At 60.3% G+C, this 24996-nt stretch carries 27 protein-coding genes; 14 read left to right on the forward strand and 13 right to left on the reverse strand.

The genetic code is table 11. The features are described from left to right. Positions 1-20 precede the first annotated feature (20 nt). Positions 21-1259: a proteasome-activating nucleotidase gene (locus tag CUJ86_RS07025; protein WP_130646872.1), complete on the forward strand. Its 1239-nt coding sequence runs from the start codon at positions 21-23 to the stop codon at positions 1257-1259. Between the two features lie 38 nt (positions 1260-1297). On the opposite strand, the gene CUJ86_RS07030 is transcribed toward CUJ86_RS07025, so the two are convergent. After that, positions 1298-1681: a DUF5804 family protein gene (locus CUJ86_RS07030; protein WP_130646873.1), complete on the reverse strand. Its 384-nt coding sequence runs from the start codon at positions 1679-1681 to the stop codon at positions 1298-1300. Positions 1682-1687: 6 nt separating this feature from the next. Further along, positions 1688-2845, reverse strand: a complete 1158-nt coding sequence (locus CUJ86_RS07035) for a proteasome-activating nucleotidase (protein WP_130646874.1) — start codon at positions 2843-2845, stop codon at positions 1688-1690. 44 nt (positions 2846-2889) lie between these two features. Here CUJ86_RS07035 and CUJ86_RS07040 point away from each other — a divergent pair, with 44 nt between their 5' ends. Genes CUJ86_RS07040 through CUJ86_RS07050 form a run of 3 tightly spaced genes read left to right on the forward strand, consistent with a single transcriptional unit; the run spans position 2890 to position 5071 of the window. After that, positions 2890-3288, forward strand: a complete 399-nt coding sequence (locus CUJ86_RS07040; protein ID WP_130646875.1) for a DUF126 domain-containing protein — start codon at positions 2890-2892, stop codon at positions 3286-3288. Positions 3289-3307: 19 nt separating this feature from the next. After that, positions 3308-4417 (forward strand): TIGR04013 family B12-binding domain/radical SAM domain-containing protein, encoded by a 1110-nt coding sequence (locus tag CUJ86_RS07045; protein WP_130646876.1) that lies wholly within the window; start codon positions 3308-3310, stop codon positions 4415-4417. A gap of 12 nt (positions 4418-4429) precedes the next feature. Further along, entirely contained in the window at positions 4430-5071 is a 642-nt protein-coding gene (locus CUJ86_RS07050; protein ID WP_130646877.1) for a metallophosphoesterase family protein, read from the forward strand. Here CUJ86_RS07050 and cyaB read toward each other — a convergent pair. Then, entirely contained in the window at positions 5061-5582 is a 522-nt protein-coding gene (gene cyaB / locus CUJ86_RS07055; protein ID WP_130646878.1) for a class IV adenylate cyclase, read from the reverse strand. The two genes, CUJ86_RS07050 and cyaB, sit on opposite strands and share 11 nt — an antisense overlap. Positions 5583-5637: 55 nt before the next feature. Here cyaB and CUJ86_RS07060 point away from each other — a divergent pair, with 55 nt between their 5' ends. Continuing rightward, positions 5638-6354: an FKBP-type peptidyl-prolyl cis-trans isomerase gene (locus tag CUJ86_RS07060; RefSeq protein ID WP_130646879.1), complete on the forward strand. Its 717-nt coding sequence runs from the start codon at positions 5638-5640 to the stop codon at positions 6352-6354. 53 nt (positions 6355-6407) lie between these two features. Here CUJ86_RS07060 and CUJ86_RS07065 read toward each other — a convergent pair whose 3' ends face one another. Continuing rightward, complete coding sequence (locus CUJ86_RS07065) at positions 6408-7433, reverse strand: mRNA surveillance protein pelota (protein ID WP_130646880.1); 1026 nt, start codon at positions 7431-7433, stop codon at positions 6408-6410. Continuing rightward, on the reverse strand, positions 7423-9330 hold the full coding sequence (rqcH, locus tag CUJ86_RS07070; RefSeq protein WP_130646881.1) for a ribosome rescue protein RqcH: 1908 nt from the start codon (positions 9328-9330) through the stop codon (positions 7423-7425). The genes CUJ86_RS07065 and rqcH overlap by 11 nt, the downstream gene beginning before the upstream one ends. Before the next feature lie 52 nt (positions 9331-9382). On the opposite strand from rqcH, the gene CUJ86_RS07075 reads away from it, so the two are divergent. The 3 genes from CUJ86_RS07075 to CUJ86_RS12280 all read left to right on the forward strand — a co-directional run bounded on the left by CUJ86_RS07075 (position 9383) and on the right by CUJ86_RS12280 (position 11895). Then, positions 9383-9760, forward strand: a complete 378-nt coding sequence (locus CUJ86_RS07075) for an EMC6-like membrane protein (protein ID WP_130646882.1) — start codon at positions 9383-9385, stop codon at positions 9758-9760. Between the two features lie 6 nt (positions 9761-9766). Then, complete coding sequence (locus tag CUJ86_RS07080; protein WP_130646883.1) at positions 9767-11536, forward strand: ribosome biogenesis/translation initiation ATPase RLI; 1770 nt, start codon at positions 9767-9769, stop codon at positions 11534-11536. A gap of 233 nt (positions 11537-11769) precedes the next feature. After that, positions 11770-11895 carry a hypothetical protein gene (locus CUJ86_RS12280; RefSeq protein WP_268878243.1) on the forward strand — a complete coding sequence of 42 codons (126 nt, stop codon included), beginning with the start codon at positions 11770-11772 and terminating at the stop codon, positions 11893-11895. 123 nt (positions 11896-12018) lie between these two features. Here the strand turns inward: CUJ86_RS12280 and speB are convergent, their stop codons facing one another. Together speB and CUJ86_RS07090 are read right to left on the reverse strand one after the other, a co-directional pair. Further along, on the reverse strand, positions 12019-12876 hold the full coding sequence (gene speB, locus CUJ86_RS07085; RefSeq protein WP_130646884.1) for an agmatinase: 858 nt from the start codon (positions 12874-12876) through the stop codon (positions 12019-12021). A gap of 7 nt (positions 12877-12883) precedes the next feature. After that, a complete protein-coding gene (locus tag CUJ86_RS07090) occupies positions 12884-13264 on the reverse strand; it encodes a translation initiation factor IF-5A (RefSeq protein ID WP_130646885.1) in 381 nt (126 codons plus the stop codon). A 67-nt stretch (positions 13265-13331) separates the two neighbouring features. Between CUJ86_RS07090 and CUJ86_RS07095 the strand changes: the two genes are divergently transcribed. The 3 genes from CUJ86_RS07095 to CUJ86_RS07105 all read left to right on the forward strand — a co-directional run bounded on the left by CUJ86_RS07095 (position 13332) and on the right by CUJ86_RS07105 (position 15704). Further along, positions 13332-14108 carry a bifunctional fructose-bisphosphatase/inositol-phosphate phosphatase gene (locus CUJ86_RS07095; protein WP_130646886.1) on the forward strand — a complete coding sequence of 259 codons (777 nt, stop codon included), beginning with the start codon at positions 13332-13334 and terminating at the stop codon, positions 14106-14108. Between the two features lie 4 nt (positions 14109-14112). Next, positions 14113-14931 carry an NAD(+)/NADH kinase gene (locus CUJ86_RS07100; RefSeq protein ID WP_130646887.1) on the forward strand — a complete coding sequence of 273 codons (819 nt, stop codon included), beginning with the start codon at positions 14113-14115 and terminating at the stop codon, positions 14929-14931. A gap of 62 nt (positions 14932-14993) precedes the next feature. After that, complete coding sequence (locus tag CUJ86_RS07105; protein WP_130646888.1) at positions 14994-15704, forward strand: DUF169 domain-containing protein; 711 nt, start codon at positions 14994-14996, stop codon at positions 15702-15704. On the opposite strand, the gene CUJ86_RS07110 is transcribed toward CUJ86_RS07105, so the two are convergent. From CUJ86_RS07110 to CUJ86_RS07125, 4 genes are all read right to left on the reverse strand, one after another. Next, positions 15701-16147, reverse strand: coding sequence for a hydrogenase maturation protease (locus CUJ86_RS07110; RefSeq protein WP_130646889.1), 447 nt, complete (start codon positions 16145-16147; stop codon positions 15701-15703). The two genes, CUJ86_RS07105 and CUJ86_RS07110, sit on opposite strands and share 4 nt — an antisense overlap. 1098 nt (positions 16148-17245) lie before the next feature. Then, positions 17246-18100 (reverse strand): glycine betaine ABC transporter substrate-binding protein, encoded by an 855-nt coding sequence (locus tag CUJ86_RS07115; RefSeq protein ID WP_235855606.1) that lies wholly within the window; start codon positions 18098-18100, stop codon positions 17246-17248. Between the two features lie 34 nt (positions 18101-18134). Next, positions 18135-18983, reverse strand: a complete 849-nt coding sequence (locus CUJ86_RS07120; protein WP_130646891.1) for an ABC transporter permease — start codon at positions 18981-18983, stop codon at positions 18135-18137. Next, positions 18980-20074 carry a quaternary amine ABC transporter ATP-binding protein gene (locus CUJ86_RS07125; RefSeq protein WP_328590960.1) on the reverse strand — a complete coding sequence of 365 codons (1095 nt, stop codon included), beginning with the start codon at positions 20072-20074 and terminating at the stop codon, positions 18980-18982. The genes CUJ86_RS07120 and CUJ86_RS07125 overlap by 4 nt, the downstream gene beginning before the upstream one ends. A 438-nt stretch (positions 20075-20512) precedes the next feature. Between CUJ86_RS07125 and CUJ86_RS07130 the strand changes: the two genes are divergently transcribed. The 3 genes from CUJ86_RS07130 to CUJ86_RS07140 are packed head-to-tail and all read left to right on the forward strand — an operon-like array spanning position 20513 to position 23092. Beyond that, the gene (locus CUJ86_RS07130) at positions 20513-21004 is read left to right on the forward strand and encodes an amino acid-binding protein (RefSeq protein ID WP_130646893.1); all 492 of its coding nucleotides are present in this window, start codon (positions 20513-20515) and stop codon (positions 21002-21004) included. Next, positions 21001-21987: a homoserine dehydrogenase gene (locus tag CUJ86_RS07135; RefSeq protein WP_130646894.1), complete on the forward strand. Its 987-nt coding sequence runs from the start codon at positions 21001-21003 to the stop codon at positions 21985-21987. The genes CUJ86_RS07130 and CUJ86_RS07135 overlap by 4 nt, the downstream gene beginning before the upstream one ends. Beyond that, the gene (locus CUJ86_RS07140) at positions 21971-23092 is read left to right on the forward strand and encodes a sugar-specific transcriptional regulator TrmB (RefSeq protein WP_130646895.1); all 1122 of its coding nucleotides are present in this window, start codon (positions 21971-21973) and stop codon (positions 23090-23092) included. The genes CUJ86_RS07135 and CUJ86_RS07140 overlap by 17 nt, the downstream gene beginning before the upstream one ends. On the opposite strand, the gene CUJ86_RS07145 is transcribed toward CUJ86_RS07140, so the two are convergent. Together CUJ86_RS07145 and CUJ86_RS07150 are read right to left on the reverse strand one after the other, a co-directional pair. After that, entirely contained in the window at positions 23078-23902 is an 825-nt protein-coding gene (locus CUJ86_RS07145; protein ID WP_130646896.1) for a mechanosensitive ion channel family protein, read from the reverse strand. The two genes, CUJ86_RS07140 and CUJ86_RS07145, sit on opposite strands and share 15 nt — an antisense overlap. After that, complete coding sequence (locus tag CUJ86_RS07150; RefSeq protein WP_130646897.1) at positions 23903-24913, reverse strand: hypothetical protein; 1011 nt, start codon at positions 24911-24913, stop codon at positions 23903-23905. It abuts the gene before it with no gap. Positions 24914-24996: the final 83 nt, after the last annotated feature.

Genomic DNA, 24996 nt, shown 5'->3' on the forward strand with positions numbered 1-24996 from the left:
TACCTATTCGAGGAGGACTGATGGGGGACAGCGGCGCAGATATAATCGAACCGCAGAACAGCGAGGAACTCTGTAAGTACCTGCTGGAACGCATCTCGAATCTTGAAAACCGCAATCTGGAATTGAGAGAGCGGATGCGGCAGATGGAGTCGGAGAAGCGGTATGTCGAGACGCAGAAGATCCGCTACGAACGAGAGATGCGCAAGCTCCGGAGCGAGATCGAGCAGCTGAGGAGTCCGCCCCTTGTCGTCGGAGAGATCATCGATATCATCGACAACAACCGGGTCGTCGTCAGGAGCAGTGCCGGTCCCCGATTCCTGGTCCGGGTCTCCCAGTTTATCGATCCCAAGGACCTGCGGTCCGGAAGCCGGTGCACCCTCAACCAGCAGTCGCTTGCACTGATTGAGGTGCTCCCGAACAACTATGACCCGCAGATCTATGGGATGGAGCTGGAGGAGCGTCCGTCCGAGATCTATGAGGATATCGGCGGTCTTGAGGCGCAGGTGCAGGAGGTGAAGGAGGCGGTCGAACTCCCGCTCACCAAACCCCATCTCTTCGAGAAGGTCGGAATCAGTCCGCCGAAGGGTGTCCTCCTCTACGGCCCCCCCGGCACCGGCAAGACCCTGCTGGCGCGGGCCGTTGCCCATGAGACGAATGCCCATTTCCTGAGGGTGGTGGGCTCGGAGCTCGTGCAGAAATATATCGGTGAGGGGGCGCGGCTCGTGCGCGAGCTCTTCGAGATCGCGCGGGAGAAGGCGCCGGCGATCATCTTCATCGACGAGATCGATGCCGTTGGGGCCCACCGGACCGAATCGGTCACCTCGGGCGACCGTGAGGTGCAGAGGACCCTGATGCAGCTCCTGGCGGGAATGGACGGTTTTGAGGCGCGGGGCGATGTGAAGATCATCGGCGCCACGAACCGGATCGATATCCTTGACCCCGCCCTCCTCAGACCCGGACGCTTCGACCGGATCATCGAGATCCCCCTGCCGGACGTGGAGGGGCGCCTCTCGATCCTGCGGATCCACACCAAGGGCATGAACCTGGCCTCAGAGATCGACCTCAGGGAGGTGGCCCGGCAGACCGACGGCCGGAACGGCGCCGACCTGCGGGCGATCTGCATGGAGGCCGGGATGTTCGCCATCAGGCAGGAACGCTCAAAGGTGACGAACGAGGACTTCATGAACGCCCTCCACAAGGTCTCGTCTGGCTACGACCGGCAGACGATGAAGACGGGCGTCGGCGAGATGTTCGCCTGAAGCATCCCTATTTTTTCCCGCTCATTCCCCTGATGATGCTATCCGATCTCCTCGTCAGGGAGCGTTCGGACGCGGATCTTTTCTGTCCCGCCTGTTTCCGGGGACTCGTCCAGAGAGAATAAGGTTGTTCTACCCTCAAGGCTTTCCCGGTCTCCCTCCCTGCCGTCGATGGCCCTGGCATATCCGAGCGTCCAGTAGGTGCCGGGTTCTGCCTCGATGAGCGCCAGGCGCACATACCGGCGGATATACCAGCGGAGTTCGGATGCCAGCGAGAGGGCGGCGCCCAGGGAGATGACCGTCACGGAGATGCCGAAGCCCCTTCGCTTCGGGCGATAAAATCTGAGGATCTCTCTGCTGGTCTCTGATGAAAAAAGGGTATGATAGAGGTCGGTCCCGTCCTTCCCGATGAGGAGGAGTTCCATATCGTCCTAGATATACATCCGGAGATCGCCCGCAGATTCCTTGCGGGAGATCTTCTTCACGGCCTCGACAAAGTCGTTCTGGTCCGCCGTATCCGCACTCCGTCTGACCGCCCGCATCCCGGCCTCGCGGCAGATCGCCTGGATCTCGGCGCCGGTCATCCCTTCGGTGGGCGGGACCAGGGACTCCAGGTCCACCCCCGAGAGGTTCATCCGGCGGGTATGGATCCTGAAGATCTCACGGCGGGAATCGGCGTCCGGCACCGGGATCTCGATGATCCGGTCGAAGCGTCCGGGCCTGAGGATTGCGGGATCGAGCATATCGACGCGGTTTGTCGCCGCCATGATCCTGATATTGCCGCGGTTGTCAAAACCGTCCATCTCGGCCAGGAGCTGCATCAGGGTGCGCTGCACCTCGGCGCTTCCTGAGGTGCCATCGTTGGTGCGCATGCTTGCGATGGCGTCGATCTCGTCGATAAACACGATCGCCGGTGCGTGTTCGCGGGCGAAGGTGAAGAGTTCGCGCACGAGCTGCGCCCCCTCCCCGATGAATTTGTGCACCAGCTCAGACCCCGACATCCTGATGAAATCGGCATGGGCATTGTTCGCCACCGCCTTGGCGATGAGCGTCTTGCCGGTGCCCGGGGGGCCGTGGAGGAGAATGCCCTTGGGGGGTTCGACACCGACCCGTTCGAAGACCTCCGGGCGGGTGAGGGGATACTCGACCGCCTCACGCACCTCCTCGATCTCCTCTGAGAGCCCGCCGATCTGCTCGAACGAGACGTCAGGGGACGAGTCGAGTTCCATGACCCGGACCCGGGAATCATAGATCGTGCCGACAGCCTTGACGATGGAAAGGGCGTTGTTGACGGCGACCTTCATGCCGGGCCGGAGATCGTCGTAGGTCTCCGGATTTACCCTCGTGATATACTCCTGGTTGTTGCCCATCTGCCTGAGATAGACCTCGCCGTCTCCCATCTTGTCCACGACAGCGGCGACGAAAAGAGGCACACGCTTCAGCTGGTTGTTCTCTCGCCTCAGCTGATTCACCTCCTTCTGGAGCAACTCGTTCTGCATCTTCAGGTCGAGGACTTTCGCCTTCATCTCTTGGACCTGAAGTTTGTACAGATCATTGTCATTGCTGACGTTTATCACGGAGTCTTCCATGTCTCTCTTATACTACGCGCTGTATACATTTATGTGGTGTGGATGTGATAACAAAAGGACGTGGCATTGCACGGGGATCAGCGACCGGAAACCTGTTGATCTCGGACGCACCCATCTCTTTTCTCTCGGGTGTGGACCCGGAGACCGGGACGATCATCGAGGACGGTCACCCCCTGAAGGGCGAATCGATAGCAGGGCGGATCTTCGCCTTTCCCCACGGCAAGGGGTCGACCGTGGGTTCATATGTGATCTATGCCCTTGCGCGGAACGGCAGGGCGCCAGCGGCGATCATCAACGAGGAGGCCGAACCGATCATTGCCACCGGTGCGATCATCGCCGGAATCCCGATGATCGACCACCTGGACCTCCCCCTCTCCGATCTGCCTGATGGGGCGTCGGTCAGCGTCGATGCGGATGCGGGCACCGTCTCCTGGGAGGGGTGATAGGCCCCTTTTTGTGCCAATGCAGGTGAACTGGCGCCTGATCACGGCGGCAAAAAACTCGTATGCCGCCCTGTATGCCGCATGCGAGACAGAAGGGTATATCCTCCGCCCGGTGGAGGCGCCCGAGGGGGACGTGACCTGCTACAGCCTGAACTCCATCAGCGCACCCCTGTATGAGGAGGAGATCAGGGAGGCGGCGTGCACCACGATCGTCGGCGGACCGCATGCCGCCGCATGCCCGGCAAGGGTGGCGGAGTATGCGGACTATGTGGTGACCGGCGAGGGCGAGTACGCCCTCCCCCGCCTCCTGAGGGCGATCGAGAGCGGGATGACGGGAGCAGTTCCCGGGGTCATGCACCGCCGCTCTCCCTTCTGTCCGGTGGATCACACCGTCTTCCTCCCGGCCTATCCCCCCTTCTCGCGGATGAAGGGCTATATCGAGATCAGCCGCGGCTGCCCCTTCGGGTGCGCCTACTGCCAGACCCCCTCGATCTTCGGGAGGAGGATGCGGCACCGCCCCGTGGACCAGATCGCACGCTTTGCGGCCCATTACCGGGACGCCCGTTTTGTCACCCCGAATGCCCTCGCATACGGGTCGGACGGGATCACGCCCAGGCTTGACCGGGTCGAACGCCTCTTCCGCGCCCTCCAGAACAACGAGATCTATTTCGGCACCTTCCCCTCCGAGGTGCGCCCCGAATTCGTCACCGATGAGTCACTCGACCTGATCACCCGCTACTGCTCCAACAAACGCCTCCATTTCGGCGCACAGTCGGGCAGCGACCGCGTGCTCAGGTCCCTCAGGCGCGGCCACACCGTCGCGGACGTGCGGCGGGCGATCGACGCCGTCCGTGACCACGGCATGATGCCGGTCGTCGATTTCATCGTGGGTCTGCCCTGCGAGGAGGACGGGGACCAGCTGGCCACCCTCGATCTTGTCCATGAGGTCGTGCGGCGGGGGCGGGCACACGTCCATCTCTTCATCCCCCTGCCCGGCACGCCGATGGCGGGCATGCGTCCCCGCCCCCTCCTCCCTGAGGTCCAGCGCGATCTCGGCAGACTTGCGCTCGCGGGCAGGATATCGGGATCCTGGAGTGATCCCGGCAGAAGATTTTATAGCAATCGTTAGTGATGTCTGATCATGATGGATGTGCTTTTGCTGGCAGACCTTCATGGCAACCTCGGCAAACTGGAATCTTTCATGGACCTCCAGCCGGATTTTGTCATCATCGCCGGCGATCTCACGCAGTTCGGGCCATGCGAGATGGTGAAAACATTGAACTCACTCATCGATGTGCCGTGTTTCGCCGTGCCCGGAAACTGCGATCCATGCGACATCTGTAACGCCATCGACCACTCCGATTTCGTCAATCTCCATGGATCCGCCTTTACCCTCGGGAAGATCTCGATGGTGGGCATCGGCGGGTCGAACCCGACACCCTTCGGCACGCCCTTCGAACTCCCGGAGGAGGAGATCGACCGCATGCTCCAGAAGGCGATCGCACACATGGACAGAAACATCCATAACGTGCTGGTCACTCATGCCCCTCCCTATGGGGCGCTCGACCTCGCCGGCGACACCCATGTGGGAAGCACCAGCGTCAGAAACCACATCAAGGCCTTCGATCTCGTCTGCTGTGCCCATATGCATGAACACCGGGGGGTCGAAGAACTGGATGGCGTCAGGATCGTCAACCCCGGACCGGCGTCTGAGGGGAACTGCGCCATGATCCATTTCGGCGACGAACCCGGCGATTTCACGATCGAACTGCTCACCCTGTGAGCAGTTCGAGATAGGACTGCGGGATGTGTTCGCCTTCGATCCCGAGTTCTCCTTTTATCTCGTCGATCCGGCGTTCGGCCTCGTCATCGCACTGATGGGCCATCACCTCGATCTCGACAAAACTGCCGAGTCCTTCGACCTGGTCGAGGGCGATGGTCGCAGAACCGAGGGCGAACTCCTCGCGGTTTTTATAGACCTCTGCAGACCGGAGGAACCCGAGGCGCTGCAGGATATTCTCGGCCACCTCCCCGGATTCGACCGATAGATTGAACTCTTCACGGGTTTTGGCGCCGGCAGTCACGATCTTCGGGCCCTTGTAGGTGATCGTGCACCTCTCCCCCTCATACCGGATCCTGAGCGCCTCGTCGGTCGCGACGAAGTCCCGCTGCGGGTGGTTGTAATAGACGTCCCGCTGATCGCTGAATGTGGGTGATGACGCTCCAATCTGGAGAAGCCGCGCCCGCACCTTCGGCAGATCGGCGACCCGGATCTTTGCCTCTATCTCGTACATAATGTCACCACTTTAAGTATCTTCGTCGTGACTTGATATAGACAGGGTGTATCCCATGGCAATTCAGGAAGGAGACATCATCAGACTCAATTATACCGCCCGTGTGGATGGCGACATCTTCGACACCACGATTGAGGCGGATGCCGAAGAGGCGGGAATCAAGAGCCAGCAGAAGACCTACGAACCGATTGTCGTCAGAGTCGGCAGCGGTCACGTGATTCCGGGGCTGGACGAGGCGCTTATCGGCAAGGAGATCGGCGAGAACTATTCCGTCGATGTGCCGCCCGAGAAGGGCTTTGGCCCCCACAACAAGGACCTCGTCGAATCGGTGAACGCCACCCAGTTCAGGGAGAAACCGAAGGTCGGCATGCGCGTCCAGACCGGTGAACGCGAGGGCGTTGTTGTGAACGTCGTCGGCAAGCGCGCCGTTGTCGACTTCAACCACCCATTCGCCGGGCAGGACCTCGCCTACACCTTCACCGTCGAGGGGATCGTCGAGGACGTCATCGAGAAGGCGCAGGGATTCGTCAAGCTCTTCTCAGGCCGCGACATGGAGATGGTCTTCATCGACGGCAACCTCACGATCAACCTCCCGGCCGGGATCAACTATGACCGCCGCTGGACAATGGCCCGCGGCATCGTCGTCCACCAGGTCTTCGAGTTCATCCCTGAAGTGCAGGACATCGTCTTCGTCGAGACCTTCCACCGCCCGGTAATCCCGGAAGAGGAAGCGGCCGAAGAACCTGCTGAGACCGAACCCGCAGAAGAATAACCTCCCCCCAGGGGACCTTTTTTTTATTTCAGAAAAACGGGTGTGTGCCCGGTTCAGGCAAGTGGATAACGGAGCAGGGCAGCGATGCCGCCGAGGGCCTCGAGGCGGCTGCCGGGCTCGAAATCTGAACTGAACACGACCACGTTTGCACCAATCCGTTCGGCGGATTCAAGAACCCCGGCGACTGATGCGTCCCTGACGAGTTCGTCCAGCACCAGCACCTCCTCTGCCGCACCATAGTCGATCGAACGGGCCACCTCCTCCCGCCCGTAGGCAACCGCACCCCCGCTGCCGATCCGTTTCAGCACCTCGTCCATCCGGGTCACCTCCCGGGCGAGCTGCAGGTCCCCGGCGAGTCGTTCGAGCACCCCCTGCCCGATGACGTCCTGGACGGCGCCGCGGCCGATCCGCCGGGTCTCGACGGTGACCACCCGTTCGGCAAGGTCGGGGTCCCGCCCTTTGAGAAACCGCAGGAAGTCCTCCTTGACAAACCCCGGACCGGCGATCACCACCGGACCGGTGATGTCCCTGAGGGAGGCGAGGGCGTCAGTGAAAAATTGCGTTCTCCCGTCGATATCCGCCCGTTTCCCGCTGCCGGCCGTGATCGTGACCACCCGCTCGGGGCCGTACTGCCTGATCCTGAAGACCTCAGCCTCGCCCTCCTCGACCGTCAGCACATGGATCACATTGTGGAGCGATGCAGAGACCGCACGGTCCACCCGTTCAAGGTCGTAGGGTCGCCACAGCCGGATCACCGATATCTCATAACCGGGTTCGACATTGAGGGTATGATAGGAGGAGACGTCCACACCGGACTCGATCACCCCGCCGACCCTGAGGCGCTGCGCCGAGGGGTGGAACTCGACCCGTTCCACCCTGAGACCAAGTCTGACCGGGCGTTTTTCGGCCTTTTCCGGTCTGATCTTGTCTGTGGCCGAATCCACGGTGCGCAATGTGGTCGCAAACACCAGGTTGCCCGGGGCGATGAGGTGCTTCAGGTGCCAGAGATCGTCGAGCGATTCCGGAAACAGCCGGATCTCACCGTATGAGCGTTTCAGTTCGCCGAATTCAGCCTTCATTCTCTCCCCTGATATCGGACTCGCCGGGCGGGACAAAGGCGGCGATCGCCTCCGTGTTCAGCACCGGTCGCATGCTCTTCCAGACGGCGTCGCCGACCCGCTCCTTCAGTATGCGGGTCGCTTTCTTCGCCACGTCGTTGGGGCCGAAGGTGCCGGGGAGGAGCTCCACATACTGGTCGGTGCGGGCCTTCACCGCCTGGATGGGACCGCCGATCACCGCCACCTCGGGCTGCACCTGCACCCCGATCGCCACGCCCAGGGGTGCGTCCCGCACATAACGCCGTTCGCCGCGGACGATGAAACCGCCCCGTGCAACGAACTCGCCGGCCTCGGCGGTCTTGCTCACCTGGTCCGGGCGGGCGAAATAGACGTCGGCGGAGAAATGTCCCGCCTTCCACGCATTGGAGTATGACGCCGCAAACGGGGCCACCTCGTCCTCAAGATGCCCGGTCTCGCCCTTGATGATCACCACCGACCCGCCGTGGACATCGGCATGGGCGAAGGTGTCCTTCCCCTCCATGTAACGCCTGACGAGTTCTTCGTTCTGGGAGGCGTCCCGCCCGCCGATGACGAGGGTGCCGTCAGAGGTGTAGAACCACCTGAAGCGGTGGAACCATTTCTTCTTCATGGGGCGGAGCACCTCTTTTGGCTTCTCCTTCCGCTTCGGGGCGCCACGCGCCATGGCCGCAATGGCGCCCTCCTTCTTCTTTTTGAACTTCTTTATCTGGGCATAATAGCGTTCGAGGTTTGCCTCCACGCTCTCGTGGACCCGGATCGTCACGCGTTCCCCGATATCGATATCGACGGCGGCGTCTGCCGGGTGGACCGCCATGATGGTCCGGGCAGCGGGAAGGTCACTCTTTTTCAGCACGCCCTCGATCTCCTGCCAGGACATGCCGGCGCTCGCCCGATCGAGGGTCGTGATCACTTCCTGCACCAGGGGATAGTGCATATAGACCGCCTCGACAATCCGCTCGGCGCGGGCGATCTTTGCGTCGAACTTTTTGATCGCCTCCTCCTGCTGCCGACGGATCACCTCCTCCCGCGTGAGCTTCGGCCGTTTTTCAGCGGCCCTGACCTCCGCATGGGGGACGGGCGGATAGTAGGCCTCAAGTGCCTCATTGTATCTCGAAAAACGCTGTTTCACCTCGCCAATGCCGGCGATGGGCCAGCACCCGCTATCGGTGATCACCGGTTCGCGCATCGCCGTCACCCTCCCGATCACCTCTCCGAGGGCCGCATGGATAACGGCGGCATCGACAGATACTGCCGGTGTGTTTTTGTCGGCGCCTGCGGTGCTGCAGACGAGTTCGGCATAGGCGCCACCGAGCAGGCACCCAACGGCAAGCGTGCGGACGATATCACGCTCTGAGGCCGCACACATCTCCCCGAATGCCTGCAGGTCAAGCCCGCTGCAGTCCGTCCCCTCGGGAAGCGCATAGACCTCCCCCGGAACAACGGCCCGGTCCCTGAAGCGGTGGTGCCAGAGCGGTTTGATGATCACCCCGGCATCGTCGAGGAGGACGGCGTTTCCCTCATCGAAGAGTTCGACCACAAGCCTCAGCGTCCCTCCCTTCTTGCCGATGTCGATATAGAAGATTCTCTGGAGGCCGTACTGCCCGATGGCGGTGACCCGTCCGCCCTCCAGATGTTTCCTGAGGAGCATGGCATAACTCGGGGGCATCTTCGGCGATTCGGGAAGCGACGAAACCAGGTGCGCCCGCCGCCCGACCTCAATGAAAAAATGATATTTCGCGCCTCCCTCGCCGTTGAGCCGGATTCCAAGTGTTTTTGAATCGTACTGATAGATCTTCCCAATCCAGAGCGGGAGCATTTCAGAGAGTTCACTCGTCATTGCCCTGACGTCCATGCCGCTCATACCCTGTATGTTTGCCATCGGTTATACCAACTTAAATATGGGCCGAGCACAAAAAATACTCTACTGATGCATGATGAGTGAGGCGGAGATTGTGCAAACGGCGCCTGAAGTGCGCAAAGAAAAGGGTGAGAAGAATCGGGAGCAGAAACAGGCGGAACACATACAGCGCATACACCGGACACTGGTCGCCTGTTTCATGGGCATCGCCGCCGGACTGCTCTCATATTACCTCTCTGGAAGTGTTGATCCCGCCACCGGCATGCAGCCGAACCAGATCATCGGTGTCCTCTTCCTGATGGCCGGTGTCGTCTTCCAGAAACACATCTTCATGCTGATCCGGATCGACTACACCGAACTGGGCAATAAGGACTGGTTCTATCAGGCATTCATGACCTTCGCCCTCTGGTTTATCTCGTGGTCCGTCATGCTCACCACAACCACCCAGTGATCACCCATGCGAATCGCCGTCGTTCATAAAGACAATTGCCATCCAAAGAAGTGCGGAACCGAATGCATCATCTACTGCCCGCGGGTCAGGAGCGGTGATGAGACCGTCTTCCTGGGAGAGGACGGCAAGGCCTCGATATCCGAGGAACTCTGTGTGGGGTGCGGCATCTGTGTCAAGAAGTGCCCCTTTGAGGCAATCGATATTGTAAACCTCCCTGAAGAACTCGAGTATCCGACCCATCGCTATGGCCCGAACACCTTTGCCCTCTATGGTCTTCCCATCCCGGTCGAGGGGAAGGTGACCGGGATCCTGGGCCCCAATGGTATCGGGAAGTCCACCTCCCTCCAGATCCTCTCCGGACAGATCCGCCCGAACCTCGGGCGTTTCGAGGAGACGGCATCCTGGGACGAGGTGTTCAGGCGGTTCACCGGCACCGAACTCTTCGATTACCTCAGGCACATCTCAGGCAAGGAGATCCGGGTTGCCGTCAAGCCGCAGTATATCACGCAGATCCCGAAGGCCTTCTCAGGCACGGTGCGCTCCCTGCTCACCAGGACCGATGAACGGGGTGTGCTCGACCATCTTATCGAGGAACTCACCCTCTCGTCCATCCTGGACCGCGAGATCTCGAACCTCTCTGGCGGCGAACTCCAGCGGGTGGCGATCGCCGCCTGCCTGGCTCGGGAGGCCGATTTCTATTTCCTCGACGAGATCACGCCATACCTGGACATCTACCAGCGGATGGCCGCCGCCAACCTGATCAGGGAGGTGGCGACACACCGCCCGGTGGTGATCGTCGAGCATGACCTGGCCATCCTGGATATGCTCGCCGACACCGTGCATATCGGCTACGGCAAACCGGCGGTCTTTGGTGTGATCACCGGGCCGAAGGGTGTGCGGATCGGGATCAACGAATACCTCGAAGGGTATCTCCCGGAGGAGAACGTGCGCTTCAGGGAGTACGCCGTTGTCTTTGAGAAGCGTGCCCATTCCGACGATACCACCCGCGAACCCCTCTTCGAGTTCCCGGAGATGACGAAGGGCTACGACCCCTTCAGGCTCACGGTCAGGGGCGGCGAGATCCGGAAGGGTGAGGTGCTCGGCCTCGTGGGTCCGAACGGTATCGGAAAGTCGACCTTTGCAAAACTGCTGGCCGGAGTCGAGGCACCGGACGGCGGACCGCTGGAGGAGAACATCAAGATCTCCTATAAGCCGCAGTATGTGAAGGCGACCTCCGGCGACACCGTCGAGTTTACGCTGAGGAGCATCACCAACCGGTTCGACTCCTCCTACTACCAGCACGAGGTGATCGAGCCCCTGGCCCTCAGGCAGATCCTCCAGTCGCCCCTCGACACCCTTTCAGGCGGCGAACTCCAGCGTGTGGCCATCGCCGCCTGCCTCTCGCGCGATGCCGACCTCTATATCCTGGACGAACCGAGCGCCCACCTGGACGTGGAGCAGCGGATGAACCTGGTGCGCGTGCTCAAGCACCATGCCGAAGGAAAGGAGTGCGGTGTACTCGTCATCGACCACGACATCTATCTCATCGATATGATCTCTGAGCGTATCGTGGTCTTCGACGGCGAACCCGGTGTGGCTGGCGAGGCCAAGGGGCCATTCTCGATGCGGGAAGGCATGAACCTCTTCCTCTCCAATCTCGGCGTCACCTTCCGCCGGGACAAGAGCGGACGCCCCCGCATCAACAAACCCGAATCGTTCCTGGACCGCGAGCAGCGCTCAAAGGGCGAGTACTATTACGCCAGGGCCGATGAGTAGCGGCTCAAGCGATTATCCTTTTTTGAAGATCCCCCGGTCGATGCGATAGTGACCGGGACGATTCTCTGCGACATCTCTGGATGTGAGAATGTCCCTAATACCATTCTTGAGTGAAGAAGCACCGGGAATAACCTCCTGAACTCCCCCGAATCGTTGGTTCCATCAATCCTGGTCCTATCGCACGGGGGATGGGTCCGGGAGGGGTTCTCCCATCCCGGTCAGGGGTGGATCGAATGCTGGAGTACGCACGGGACAGGGGGTTCCGCCCCCTGTTCCCCCCGGTCAATGTGATAGGGGCCGGGACGATTCTCTGCGACATCTCTGGATGCGAGAGCGTCCCGGATACAATTCTGGAATGAAGAGGCACCGGGAAAAATCTCCTGAACTCTCCCACCTGAATGGTTCCATCAATCCTGGCCCTATCGCACGGGGGCGGGTCCGGGAGGGGTTCTCCCCTCCCGGTCAGGGGCGGATCATTCTTCTTAAAAGTCGCGTTGTCCAGAATGGTTCCAGGCGATGAACTCCCGGATCAGTTTTGCTGCCACCGCCGCCGTCTGGCCGTCATCGATCGGGCAGACCTCGACGTAGTCAAAACCCGTTGCCTGCGCCGCTAACGTGCGGACGACCGATCGGAGGTCCCACGGCGAGAGCCCGAAGGGTTCGGGCGTCCCGAGTCCGGGAGTGAGGCAGCAGTCGATGGCATCGGCGTCGATAGAGAGATACACACTCCTGTCGCCGACGATCCCGCGCACCTCCTTTAGAACGGATTCGATCCCGACTCTTCGCACATCGTCCGCCGTAAAGAGATGGAGGTCTTGCGCCAGCTCAAACTCCTGGCGAGTGCCGCTCCGTGCGCCGATGATAACGATCTCCTCCACACCGAGGTCCATCACCCGCCGCGTGGCGCAGGCATGGTTCCAGGGCGTGCCGCCATACTCGTCCCTGAGATCGAGATGGGCGTCGAGGACGACAAAGCAATCCGCTCCCACCGCCTCAACGGCGGCAGGGGTGATCGTGTGCTCGCCGCCGATCATCACCGGCACCTTGCCGTCGCCGGCGATCATGGCGACCGTCTCACGCACGCTCTCCAGCACCGGTTCGGGAACGGCATACACCTCGAGGTCGCCCAGGTCATGGATTGCGACGTCCATCAGGTCCACGCCCACTGCCGGCAGATAGGTCTCGAAGTTATAGGAGATCGCCCTGATCTCGCGGGGAGCGGCGCGCGATCCCGGACGATACGAGGAGGTTCCGTCGAACGGGACGCCGAAGATCACATAATCTGCATCGCTGTATTCAGCCGATGCGTCCGCAAAAAGAGTATTGGAGAAAACTTCCATACCGGGATCAGAGGTCCAGCTTCTTCTTGCCGAGTGCCTCGATATACGGCACTTCCTTGCCTGCTTCCATCGTTGCCGCAACGTCGTCAGGGACCACCATCTCAAACATGGCGAAGTCCTTGATGTCCATCAGCTGGACGGTGTTTCCGGCGACCGAGATGACCTGTCCCATCTTGCGCTCGACGACCGGCACATAGACCTTTGCCGAAACCGGCTGAACGATCGAGCGTTTCTGTCCGTCAAAGATGCCGACGACATCGATACGCGCCTTGGCCGCGCCGTGTTTGCCGGGCTTTGAGGTGGCGATGGAGAGGATCTTGCAGGGTTCGTCATCGACCACAACGTAGCGGCCTTCCTTTAATTTTCCAGTTTCAGTCTGTTCCTTCATCGAGTTCACGCTCGCAGTAATAATTTATCTTTACGGCAATAGATAAATACAACGCACGGGCGTTTGCATGGACTTCATTAGATGGTGCGGTGAAATCGCCGATCAGGTCAGCGATACGATCAAAGATCTCGCCGGAAACACGGAGGGCAGCAGGTATATCAGGATGGGCGCCGACGGCACCCCGACCGAGCGGATAGACGAGGCTGCCGAGGCGTGCGTCCTTGAAGGACTGCGGGAGAACCCCTTCTGCAGCCACCTGCTCTCTGAGGAACTCGGGCGGGTCTGGATCGGGGGAGAGGGAGGCACCGTCTATCTCGATCCGATCGACGGATCCTACAATGCAGTTCATAACATCCCGTTCTATACGATATCGATTGCATACGGTGAGAACGGCCGTCTGATGAAGGGTTATATCCGGGACCTCTGCAACGGCGAGACCTTCTCGGCCGTCGAGGGGGAGGGTGCGTACCTGGACGGGCGACCGATCACCGTCTCGAAGACCGCCCTCCTGGAGGAGAGCGCCCTCTCTGTCTACGGAAGAAAGTTCGACCCCGGCACCGTGCTCCACCTCGGGGAAAAGGTGCGGCGGTGGCGTCTCCTCGGCGCCTCCTCCCTTGAACTCGCCTATGTCGCCTGTGGACGTCTCGACGGTTTTGTGGACGTGAGAAATACCCTGAGGGTCACCGACGCCGCTGCCGGCATCGTCCTCTGCCAGGAGGCCGGAGGCATGGTGAGCGGTGCCGGTGGCGAAGCGGTGCATTTCCCAGACGATGTGCGTGTCGGCCGGTGCCTTGTGGCCACAAACGGGAATCTCCATTCCAAGATCGTCGAATACCTGAGGTGAAGAGATGAAAGCGCTTCTGATGTCCAGGATCGACAATCCGGATGTTCTCGCCTATGCCGGGGAGATCGAAGAACTCCTCATCTCGATGGGTTATCAGGTCAGGCTTGAAGGAGGAACGGCCATTGCACTTGGGCGGGAGAACGAGGGCGAATGGCTTGACAGGACCGATGCGGACATCATCGTCACCTTCGGCGGCGACGGCACGGTCCTTCTGGCCGTCCAGCAGATGGTCCGCCAGATCCCGGTGATCGGGATCAACAAGGGGCATGTCGGTTTTCTTGCCGAACTCGAGGCGGCGGAGGTGCCGGAATTTTTCTCCGGTCTGAAGGAGAGAATGCGGATCGAGCGAAGGATGCGGATATCCCTCTCGATGGACGGGAAAACGATCGGCGACGCCCTGAACGAGGCGGTGATCGTCACCGCCCGCCCGGCCAAGATGCTCAGGTTCACGATCATCATCGACGATGTCGAGGTCGAGGAGTTCAGGGCGGACGGTCTGATCATCGCCACACCCACGGGCTCCACCGCCTATGCCATGAGCGGCGGCGGTCCGATCGTCGATCCGAAATGTGACGGATTCCTCCTCGTCCCGCTCGCCCCCTACATGCTCTCGAACCGCCCGCATTTCATCGACAGCAGCCGAAACCTCCGCATCCGTCTCGAGAGTTTCAAACCCGCCCAGATCGTGCTCGATGGTCAGGGCGGCACCACCATCGGCAGCGGGACGGAGATCATGGTGTGCCGTTCCGACGCTCCGGCCCTCTTTGTCGATGCCGGCAAGAATTTTTTCCTGAAAGTGCGCGAAAAACTCCATAACCTTTGAAACTGCTCACAACCACAGGTTTATCTCATGTGAAAGAGAGCATAGAGAGTGGAGGAATTGAAATGAGTGATATCAGGACAGAAATCAATTTTGAAGAAGTATCAGAGACGCTGAAGCACTATCTCGGTCTCTCCGGGTCTCCAGTGGCGGTGAAGTTCGCCCAGACCGCAGAGCAGATCCCCGAGGGAATGGAGGCGCTTGCCGAACCGACCCGGCACTGCCAGATGGTCAGCTGGGCCAGAAAGGACGGTAAGATCTTCTATGCGAGCGCAGACAAGCATGCCTGCCAGGGTGGGGCATGGGCGCTGGGGTTCAAGGAACTCACGCCAAGCCTGAAGACCGGCGAATTCTACTTCAAGCTCGGCAAATTCGACACCTGGGCCGCCTGCAAGCGCACCATCGACCGTGTGCCGCATGTCGAATCAGGAACGACCTATGCGACCCTCTATGCACCGCTCGAGAAGACGCCCTTCACGCCAACGGTGGTGCTCATCGTCACAACGCCGCGGGCGATGCTCAAACTTGCCCAGAGCGTGCTCTACAAACTCGGCGGACGGATCGAGTCGAACTTCGCCGGCATCCAGTCGGTCTGCGCCGACACCACCGCCCAGACTTACCTGAACGGTCGGGTGAACTTCTCCCTTGGCTGCGACGGTTCGAGGAAGTTCTCGGGGATCGCCGAGGAAGAGATGGTCATGGGCATCCCGGTGGAACTCCTCCCGGAGATCGTCGAGGCAATAAAAATCGTGACCGGTGCGCCGGGATCGGTCTAATCTTCTTCTCTTTTTACTTCTTCCAGGACCATTCTCACCGCTTCGGGGATCGCCGCCCTGACCTCCGGGCTCATCTCCTGTGAGAATGCCTCGATCTCCCCTCCCTCGATCGCCACAACAACGATCTCCGCAGAGATCCCGATCTCGCGTGCAAAGGCGATCGTCTCGGCGATCCCGAAATCATGGAGGGACATCGGGAAGAGGGAGGATGACGGCACCTCCCTGAAGATCCGCACCTCCCCCAGCGCCCCCATGCCGGTGGAGGCGTCGACGATAACGACGCGATCGCAGTCCTCCATCAGCGGTATCAGCCCGAACCCGCCAAGACCACCGTCGACGACGTCGATCCCGGGATGCTCTCCTTTGAGACGCTCCATCACCGCGAAACCGGCGCCGTCGTTGCCCATATAGGGGTTGCCGCAGGCGATGACCCTGACCTTCATACAAGAATTGGGGGTGTCTGGAGTATTATGCCTTGCCGGAGAGGGTATGCAGATAGGCTGATCGTCCTGTCAATACGATCGGGAGGGGAGGGGTGGATCGAACCCCGGATCGCATGGGTCGGGGGGTTCCACCCCCCGTTCCCCCCGGTCACTGCGATTGGGAGGGGAACGGTTCTCTGTGATATCCTGGGATGCGAGAACCTCCCTGATACAATTCTGGAGTGAAGAGGCACCGGGAATAACCTCCTGAACGCCCCCACCTCCACCGTCCACCAATCCCGCCCCTATCCCATTGACGGGGGCGGGTCCGGGAGGGGTCTCCCCTCCCGGTCAGGGGTGGATCGAACCCCGGATCGCATGGGTCGGGGGGTTCCACCCCCCATTCCCCCGGTCATTGCGATAGGGAGTGGGACGGTTCTCTGTGATATCCTGGGATGCGAAAACGTCCCTGATACAATTCTGGAGTGAAGAGGCACCGGGAATAACCTCCTGAACGCCCCCATCTCCACCGTCCACCAATCCCGCCCCTATCCCATTGATGGGGGTGGGTCCGGGAGGGGTCTCCCCTCCCGGTCAGGGGCGGATCGAACGCTGGAGTACACACGGGTCGGGGGGTTCCACCCCCCATTCCCCCGGTCATTGCGATAGGGAGTGGGACGGTTCTCTGTGATATCTCCGGATGCGAGAACCTCCCTGAGACGATTCTGGAGTGAAGACACACCCGGGGAAAAACCTCCTGAACGCCCCCACCTCTACCAGTCCACCAATCCCGCCCCTATCCCATTGACGGGGGCGGGTCCGGGAGGGGTCTCCCCTCCCGGTCAGAGGGCAGATCGAACGCTGGAGTACACACGGGTCGTGGGGTTCCGCCCCTCGTTCCTCCCCGGTCATTGCGATAGGGACCGGGACAGTTTCAGGGGCATCCTTTGATGTGGGGCCGTTCCGTCGGAGAATCAAGTAAACACCGTCCGCACTCTCCGCACGCAAAATCATCCCTCCCTCCAGAGGTTCCATGCCCCTCTCTGAAGAGTCGAGTTACAGGGTGACCCCTCTCCAGATCAGGGCCCCTGAACGAATATTCAGAAAAAAAGAAAAAAATTAGGCACCGATCCAGGCATCTACCTGGTCCTGGTGCTCATTGATCCACTTCGAGGCGGCCTCATCCTCAGACATGCCGTTCTCGATATCGAGCATCACAGACTCCATGTCTGCCGCCGTCCAGTTGAAACGCTCAAGGATCGCATAGGCCTCGGGCTTGTCCTCCTGCAGACCTGCCCGGGCAAGCGTGGCGATATACTCCTCGCCGCCATAGACACCCTTCGGGTCGTCGAGATATTTGAGGTCCCAGCGGGCAAACATCCAGTGCGGCGTCCACCCGGTCACCACGACCCACTCCTCATCATTGATCGATTTGCGGAGTTCGGAGGCCATGCCCGCACTGGAGCTGACGACAAGTTCATAGTCCAGGTCGTATTCTTCGATCGCCTTCTCGGTCATCGCCATGATGCCTGCACCAGGTTCGATGCCGATGATCTTGCCGTCGAATTTCTCGGTCTCATTGTTGAGGTCGGCAATCGAGTCGATGGTCACATAGGACGGGACGACAAGACCGACCTTGGCTCCCTCGAGGTTCTTGCCCACGACCACGAACCGGTCGCCGTACTCCTCCAGGTAGGCCTTGTGAGTGGCCGGAAGCCATGACGATATCGTGCAGTCGAAGTCGGCCGCGGCAAGACCCTGGTAGAGCGGGGCGGCGTCAACGGCGATGATATCGACCGTATATCCGGCCTGCTCGAAGGTCTGCTTCAGGACGTTCGTGCTGGCGATCTCGGAGTCCCAGAGCACATAGCCGATGCTGATCTCCTTCTGTTCAGACGGGGCGGCGCCGCCGTCAGATCCGGTGCATCCTGCCGTGAAGATCACTCCTACGGCCAGAATGGCAATCAGAATCATTCCGGTAATTTTTGTATGATTCATATCAATCTCCTTACTGTTTTTTTGTTCTCTGCTCTGCCGTCAGGCTCTGGGTCACCCGGTCCAGGATGATGGCGAGGATCACGATCGCAAGCCCGCCCTCAAACCCGACACCGATATCAAGGCGCTGGATCCCTTCGAGCACCTTGAAGCCCAGGCCCCGCGCCCCGATCATGGCGGCGATCACCACCATCGAGAGGGCCATCATGATACACTGGTTCACCCCGGCCATGATCGTGGGCATGGCAAGGGGGAGCTGTACCTTGATGAGCTTCTGCTGCTCTGTGGTCCCGAAGGCGTCGGCAAGTTCGATCAAATCCACCGGCACCTGCAGGATGCCCAGGGCCGTCAGACGGATCACCGGGGGCATCGCAAACACCACCGTTGCAATCATGCCGGGCACATTCCCGAGGCCGAAGAAGATGACCGCCGGGATCAGGTAAACAAAGGCGGGCATCGTCTGCATGAAGTCCAGCATCGGCCTGACAATGGCATGCACCGTCTCAGAGCGGGCGGCCATGATACCGACCGGGATGCCGATGATCAGGGCCAGTGCCGTCGAGGCGATGACCAGTGCCAGGGTCTCCATGGCAAGCGACCAGAGCTGCAGGTCCCAGATGAGCAGGAGACCGAGAGCCGCACCGATGGCGAGTAGGGTATTTCTCTTGCTGACAAACCACACTACAACAGCCGCCAGAACGATAAATACCGGGGCAGGGAGCAGGAGGAGGAGATCCCTCAATCCTTCGATGAGAAATTCCAGCACTTCACTGATCCCGTCCAGGAGAAAGCCCAGATTTATCTCGATCCACTCGACGAGAACTTCGACGGCATCGCCCAGCGGGATCTTGGGAAGGTTCATGCCGACTCCTCCTCGTTGGTCTCGGTGATCGCAAGCGCCCCGAGCATGGATCCCCTCACGATGACGCCCTTCAGGCGCTGACGCTCGTCAACTACGGCCACCGGATACGCTGTCGTGGCCACAAGCCCGAGAAGGTCCCTGACCGGTGTGTCGGGAGTGGTGACCGGCGTGTCGGTAATCATAATTTCTTCAAGTGTTTTCTTGGATTTAACCGCAGAAACAGCATCTTCCACGGTGACCAGGCCCCTGAGGACCTTTCCCCTGCCCACAGCAAAGATTGATGAGATGCCGTGCTCTTCCATCAATCTCAGGGCAACGCGAGGTCCTGACTGGACCCAAACGACCGGTTCCGGAGGTTTCATGACGCCTTCGGCGGTGAGCACCTTTGTCATGTCGACCCCGGATACGAAACTGGCAACGTACTCGTCTGCCGGAGCGGTCAGGATCTCCTCGGGAGTGCCGACCTGCACGATTCGGCCATCCTTCATCAGAGCAATCCTGGTCCCGATCTTCAGCGCTTCGTCCAGGTCATGGGTAACAAACACAATCGTCTTTGTGAGTTCGTTCTGGAGGTCGAGGAGTTCGTCCTGCATCCCGTTTCTGATGATGGGATCCAGGGCTGAAAAGGCTTCGTCCATGAGAAGAATGTCGGGATCGCTGGCAAGCGCCCGGGCAAGTCCGACCCGCTGCTTCATGCCGCCGGAGAGTTCGTCGGGCATGCTCTCCTCATATCCCTCGAGTCCGACCATTTTGAGGGTGTTTTTCGCCTTTTCAAGCCGTTCAGTTTCGGGAACTCCCTGCACTTCGAGCCCGAAGGCGACGTTCTCGACCACGCTCCGGTGGGGGAGAAGAGCAAAGTTCTGGAAGACCATACCGAGTTTCTTCCGCCTCACCTCCCTCAACTGGTCCTCATCGAGGGAAGCAATATCGGTGCCGTCCAGGATGATCTCGCCGTCCGTCGGTTCGATCAGGCGGTTCAGGCACCGCAGCAGGGTGGATTTTCCGGATCCCGAGAGACCCATGATCACAAAGGTCTCCCCATCCATGATCTCCAGTTCGATATCCTGGAGGCCGACGGTCTGGCCGGTCACCTCAAGGATTTCTCCCTTGGATTTGCCTTCTTTGAGGAGACGGAGCCCCTCCTTCGGCCGTTTACCAAAAATTTTATAAAGTGAATGTATGACAAGTTTCGGTTGTGATATATCCTGATCCATGAAAGCCTCCTCTCCGGGCTTATTGTGAGATCCCCAGGAAATGAAGTCATTTCCAGTTATTCGCTATTCTGCCGAAACCCCGCCGGAATCAGTGTAAGGTTTTTGATTGACCTCAGAAACAAGATATTTCTTGTATTCAGGCGGTAAGCAGGGACCACGCAAACTGTTCACCAGTAGTGTGCGGTCATCCCATAAATATATTATACACTTCATAGATGCGCTCATCGATCCCCCCACGAAAACATCCGCTACGAAAGTATAAAGCTTATCATACCACGGATTGAATACTACAGCGGTGGTTAATTGCAGGTTTCCATGAAGATCGAGGTGAAGGATGCACCCGGCGAACTGGTGGCGGCACTGAAGCCGATTTCCGAGGTTGGCGGGAACATCATTGCGGTGATCCATGAGTGGGACCCGACGCTCCGTTCCAAGACCCGAATCGTCCAGGTCGTGCTGGACGTCCCGGGCGAGCGGGTGGACGGTCTGGCAGACTCTCTGAAGTCCAGAGGGGTGTCGATCCTCAGGATCGGGGAGGAGCGCCTCCTGATGAAACGGAGCGTGATCATGATCGGACACCTGCTGCACACCGACATCTCTGATACCGTCGACCGGATCGACCAGACCGGATTTGCGGAGGTGGTGGAGATGCATATGACAATGCCGGGGATCACCCAGCGCTCCTCCGCCCGCCTCACCGTATCGGCCACGAACCGGGCACACATGGAGACCGCCATGGAGATCCTCCGCTCTGTCGCTCACCAGAAGGAACTGCTCCTTGTCGAACCGCTGGAGGAGGGCGTATGAGAGTCGCAATCCTGGGTCTGGGATCGGTGGGCCGCGGTGTGGCCTCGATGATCGCCGAAAAGAAGCTGGGGATCACGGTGACCGGCATTGCCGATTCCCGGGGCGGCGTGCTCGACCCCGCCGGCATCGACATCCCGGCGGTGCTGGAGCAAAAAAGAGCGACCGGGTGTTGCGGCGATCCATCGGTCACCGCGGCAGATATCGTCGCCAGCAGTGACTACGATGTGCTCGTCGAGGTGACACCCACCAATATCCAGACCGGCGAACCTGCCCTCACATCGATCAGGACGGCCCTCTCGATGGGCAGGCATGTGGTCACCTCAAACAAGGGACCGCTCGCCCTCCACTTCACCGAACTGATGGACCTGGCGGCAGAAAACGGGGTGGAACTCCGCTATGAGGCAACAGTCTGCGGCGCGATCCCGATCATCCAGAGCATCCAGCACGGCCTTGCCGGAAATACGGTCCATGCCATCTACGGGATCATGAACGGCACCTGCAATTATATCCTGACCAGAATGACCGACGAGGGCCTCACCTATGAGCAGGCGCTGGCCGAGGCGCGGGAACTCGGGTACGCCGAGGCGGACCCGACCTTTGACGTAAAGGGGATCGATACCGCCCTCAAGTGCGTCATTCTCGCAAACACCATCTGGAAAAATGGCGTTCGTCTGGAGGACGTCGAATGCACCGGCATCGATCTGCTCACCGTCGAGGCCCTGAGTCTTGCAGATAGCCAGAACTGCACAATACGCCTGATCGGCGAGGTGGCGCCGGAAAAAGGGATCCTGCGGGTCTCCCCCAGGATCGTCCCGAAAAAACACCCGCTCGTCGTGAGAGACACCCTGAACGCCGTCACCGTGGTCACCGATATGGCGGGGGCGATCACGCAGGTGGGCAAGGGGGCGGGATCGATCGAGACGGCCAGCGCCATCATCGGCGATCTCCTCTTTATCAGAGACTGTCATGCCGGGAGTAATTGAGCGCAGGCGGGAACTTCTCGCCGAGATGAGGAGGTGGACGCTTGAGAAGGGATCGTTCTCCATCCCTGATCTCGCCGAATCCTGCTCTCTGCCGAGGAGCACCGTCCAGGACTGGGTAAACAGGCTGCTCGAGGAGGGGTGCATCGTCCAGAAGGAGGAGCGCCGCGGCCGCCACCCCGCCACCTTCGTCTCGAAATCCGCCCTCCCGGTATCGGCCTGCCGGCGCATCTTCACCACGGTCGATGGGGACCGGGTGGAGTGCTACCACGAATGCCTGAGCAGCGGGTGCGCCGCCTACTGCGAGTATCATCATGGCCGCGCCGGCGGGGCGCTCATCCATGTCCAGCGTGACGGCACCCTGCTGCGCGAGTGCGGGGTGATCGGCGCACGGGAGATCGAGATCGGGCTCCCGCCTCGCCCGGCGGTGGGCGTGACCGCCATCAGGAGGGAGGGCGACGAGATTGTCCAGACGATCCGCTGTGTCGGCGGTCCGGCGCATTCGCTCACCGACCAGATGGGCGAGGCCGAGGGGGTGTGCTCGGTCGTCACCAGGCGGACCGACAGCATCATCGAGGGGGAGGTGCGCACGCGTGCCCTCTCCCATATCGGGATCGGCATCGACGACACCGATGCCCCGGAAGGCGGAGCGACCTTTGCGCTTGCGCTGGCCCTTCTCCAGTACCTGAGCACCGAACCGGAGGTGATCCCGATCAGTCACCGGGTGGCGATGCTCAAGCCCGACCTGCCGGAGCGGACGGCCGGAAACTCGTGTAGTTATATCGAACTGGCGGCCGAACCCGGTTCAATCGATGCAATCTGGGAACGAGCGCAGCGTTTTCTCTCCTCTGAGGCGCTATCCTCCGAATGGGGGATCGCCCTCAGGGAGGGCTTCCATATCCTGCCAGAGCTGACCGCATATGGGGTCCGGGCACGGACGGAGAGGATCGACATCTCGGAGGCGCATACCTGTGCCAGACGGGCCGGTATCCTCCTCTGCGGGGGCCGGGGTGTGATCGGGGCGCTTGCAGCCGTTGCACTGCGCGGGATCCCGACAACTACACTCCTGGACCCTTATGCCCGGATCGAGGGTTCACGGGATCTCTGATCCCGCGGGAGAATGCTCAAAGGGGGGCGGGCGGGGTGCCGGTATGTCCTGACGCCCGAACTCTATCCTGGCACGGCGGACGATATCAGACCTGAACTCGAATTCATAGCGGAGGTCGCTGACATATGCCTTCGCCCTCAGCCGCACATACCAGGGGGACACCTGCACGAGCAGGGTATAGGGGCAGTCGTCTGAGATGAACACATATGGCGAGGTCACCACGGCATCCCTCAGGATCAGCACCGCCTTCTCGGCATCGGCCCCTGGATCGATATAGAGGTCGGTGACCACCATCATGGCGGTGTTGCCGGCATTTGCACTCGATGTGGCCTCAGATACGATCCGATAATTTGGGAGGGTGACCTGGTTGTCGTCAGGGGTGGTCACCCTGACCGATCTCAGCCCGATGTCCGTCACCTCGCCATATTGCCCGCTAACTGAAATTTTGTCGCCGATCTGGAATGGCTTTTCAAAGGTGATGATCAGCCCGCCAACAATGTCGGCGAAGAGGTCCTTCACCCCGAAACCGAGGACCGCACCGAAAAGACCGGCAAATGCCACCAGTTCCGAGAGGGTGGGTTCGATCACCGCCACGACGACGAGATATGCGGCGACCGAATACACGATCACCTTGATGAGCGGGATGAGGGTCGCCACCAGCAACCGACGCTGACCCATCCGTTCAGCGAACAGCCCGAAGAGGTAGACCGTGATTTTTACGATGGCATAGGCGGCGACGACGATGATGAGGATATAGAGGATCGTTCCCGGGTCGATCTCTTTGAAGGGAAGGGAGATCTGGTCTGCCATCTACCACACCATCCGTATACGACGCAGGTAGGCCGTGGCGGCCTGGAGGGCCTGCGGTGAGATCTGATATTCTTCGCCCCGGAGTTCGATCAGACCGAGCGTCTCCAGCCTGTAGAGTGAAGCGCTCTCCTGGATCCCTTCTCCGCAGATCGTCTGCAGATCGGTGGCACGCACCCCATCTCTGGAGATGATCTGGGCCAGGATGAATGCATCGGCGAGATCGAGATCGAGGTCGAACTCCGGCAGTTTCAAGTCGCTGATCCTGATTTCACCGTCCTTTATGGCATCATCCAGAATCCGTGCGGCCACCCCGGTATTGCCGCCCGATACATCTGCAAGGCGGTCGAAGATCCGGTCCTCGAGTGCGCCTGCCCCTTCAGCAGCGGTGTTCTTCCCCTGCACCCCGCCGGTGTCGATATCTGGCCACGGGATCTCGTAGTCCTTATCGATGAACGGGATGTGAATCGTTCTCCGTGCGCTCGAGCGCACCATAGCGGCGTCGTCCACGAAACCAATCTCCCGCCCGTCTCCAGATTGAAAATATGCCTTTATCGCCGGCCCGTCGAGGGGGGAGAGGGGCACCTGCACCGGAAAATAGCGACCGATCCCGTACACCTCCTCCAGGTAGCGCCAGGCATGGATGTTCCATGCCGTGATCACGAGTTCTTCGGAAGCGGCGACATGGGAGAGAAACTCTTCAAGGAAGGTGAACCCGCCAATACGTCGCACAAAAAGGTTCTCGCAACCGCTGATCAGTGAGATGCCATGGATCCGCCGGATGTCTGAGAGAACACTGTCCCCATGAACGAGAGTGAGGAGGGGATAATGGGTGATCCGTGCAGGATAGCGGTTGAGGAGCATGTCGATCAGGGGGGCGATGCCGGCATGGGGTTCGGCACAGATGGCGACATGCGCCGGGGAAGGCGTGCCGGCGGCATTGATCGCCTCATCAAGGGTCTTCACCTCGTCGGCGAACAGGGAGGCGTGCACACCGCCGTCTGCGTCGTTCATCTCATGGTGTTTCTGGCATAACGGCAGATGAAGGTTGCGGGGGGCGTCCGGGTATCAGGACCGCGGTGCAGAGGAGAATCATG

Source organism: Methanofollis fontis, from assembly GCF_004297185.1.
GTDB classification, from domain to species: domain Archaea; phylum Halobacteriota; class Methanomicrobia; order Methanomicrobiales; family Methanofollaceae; genus Methanofollis; species Methanofollis fontis.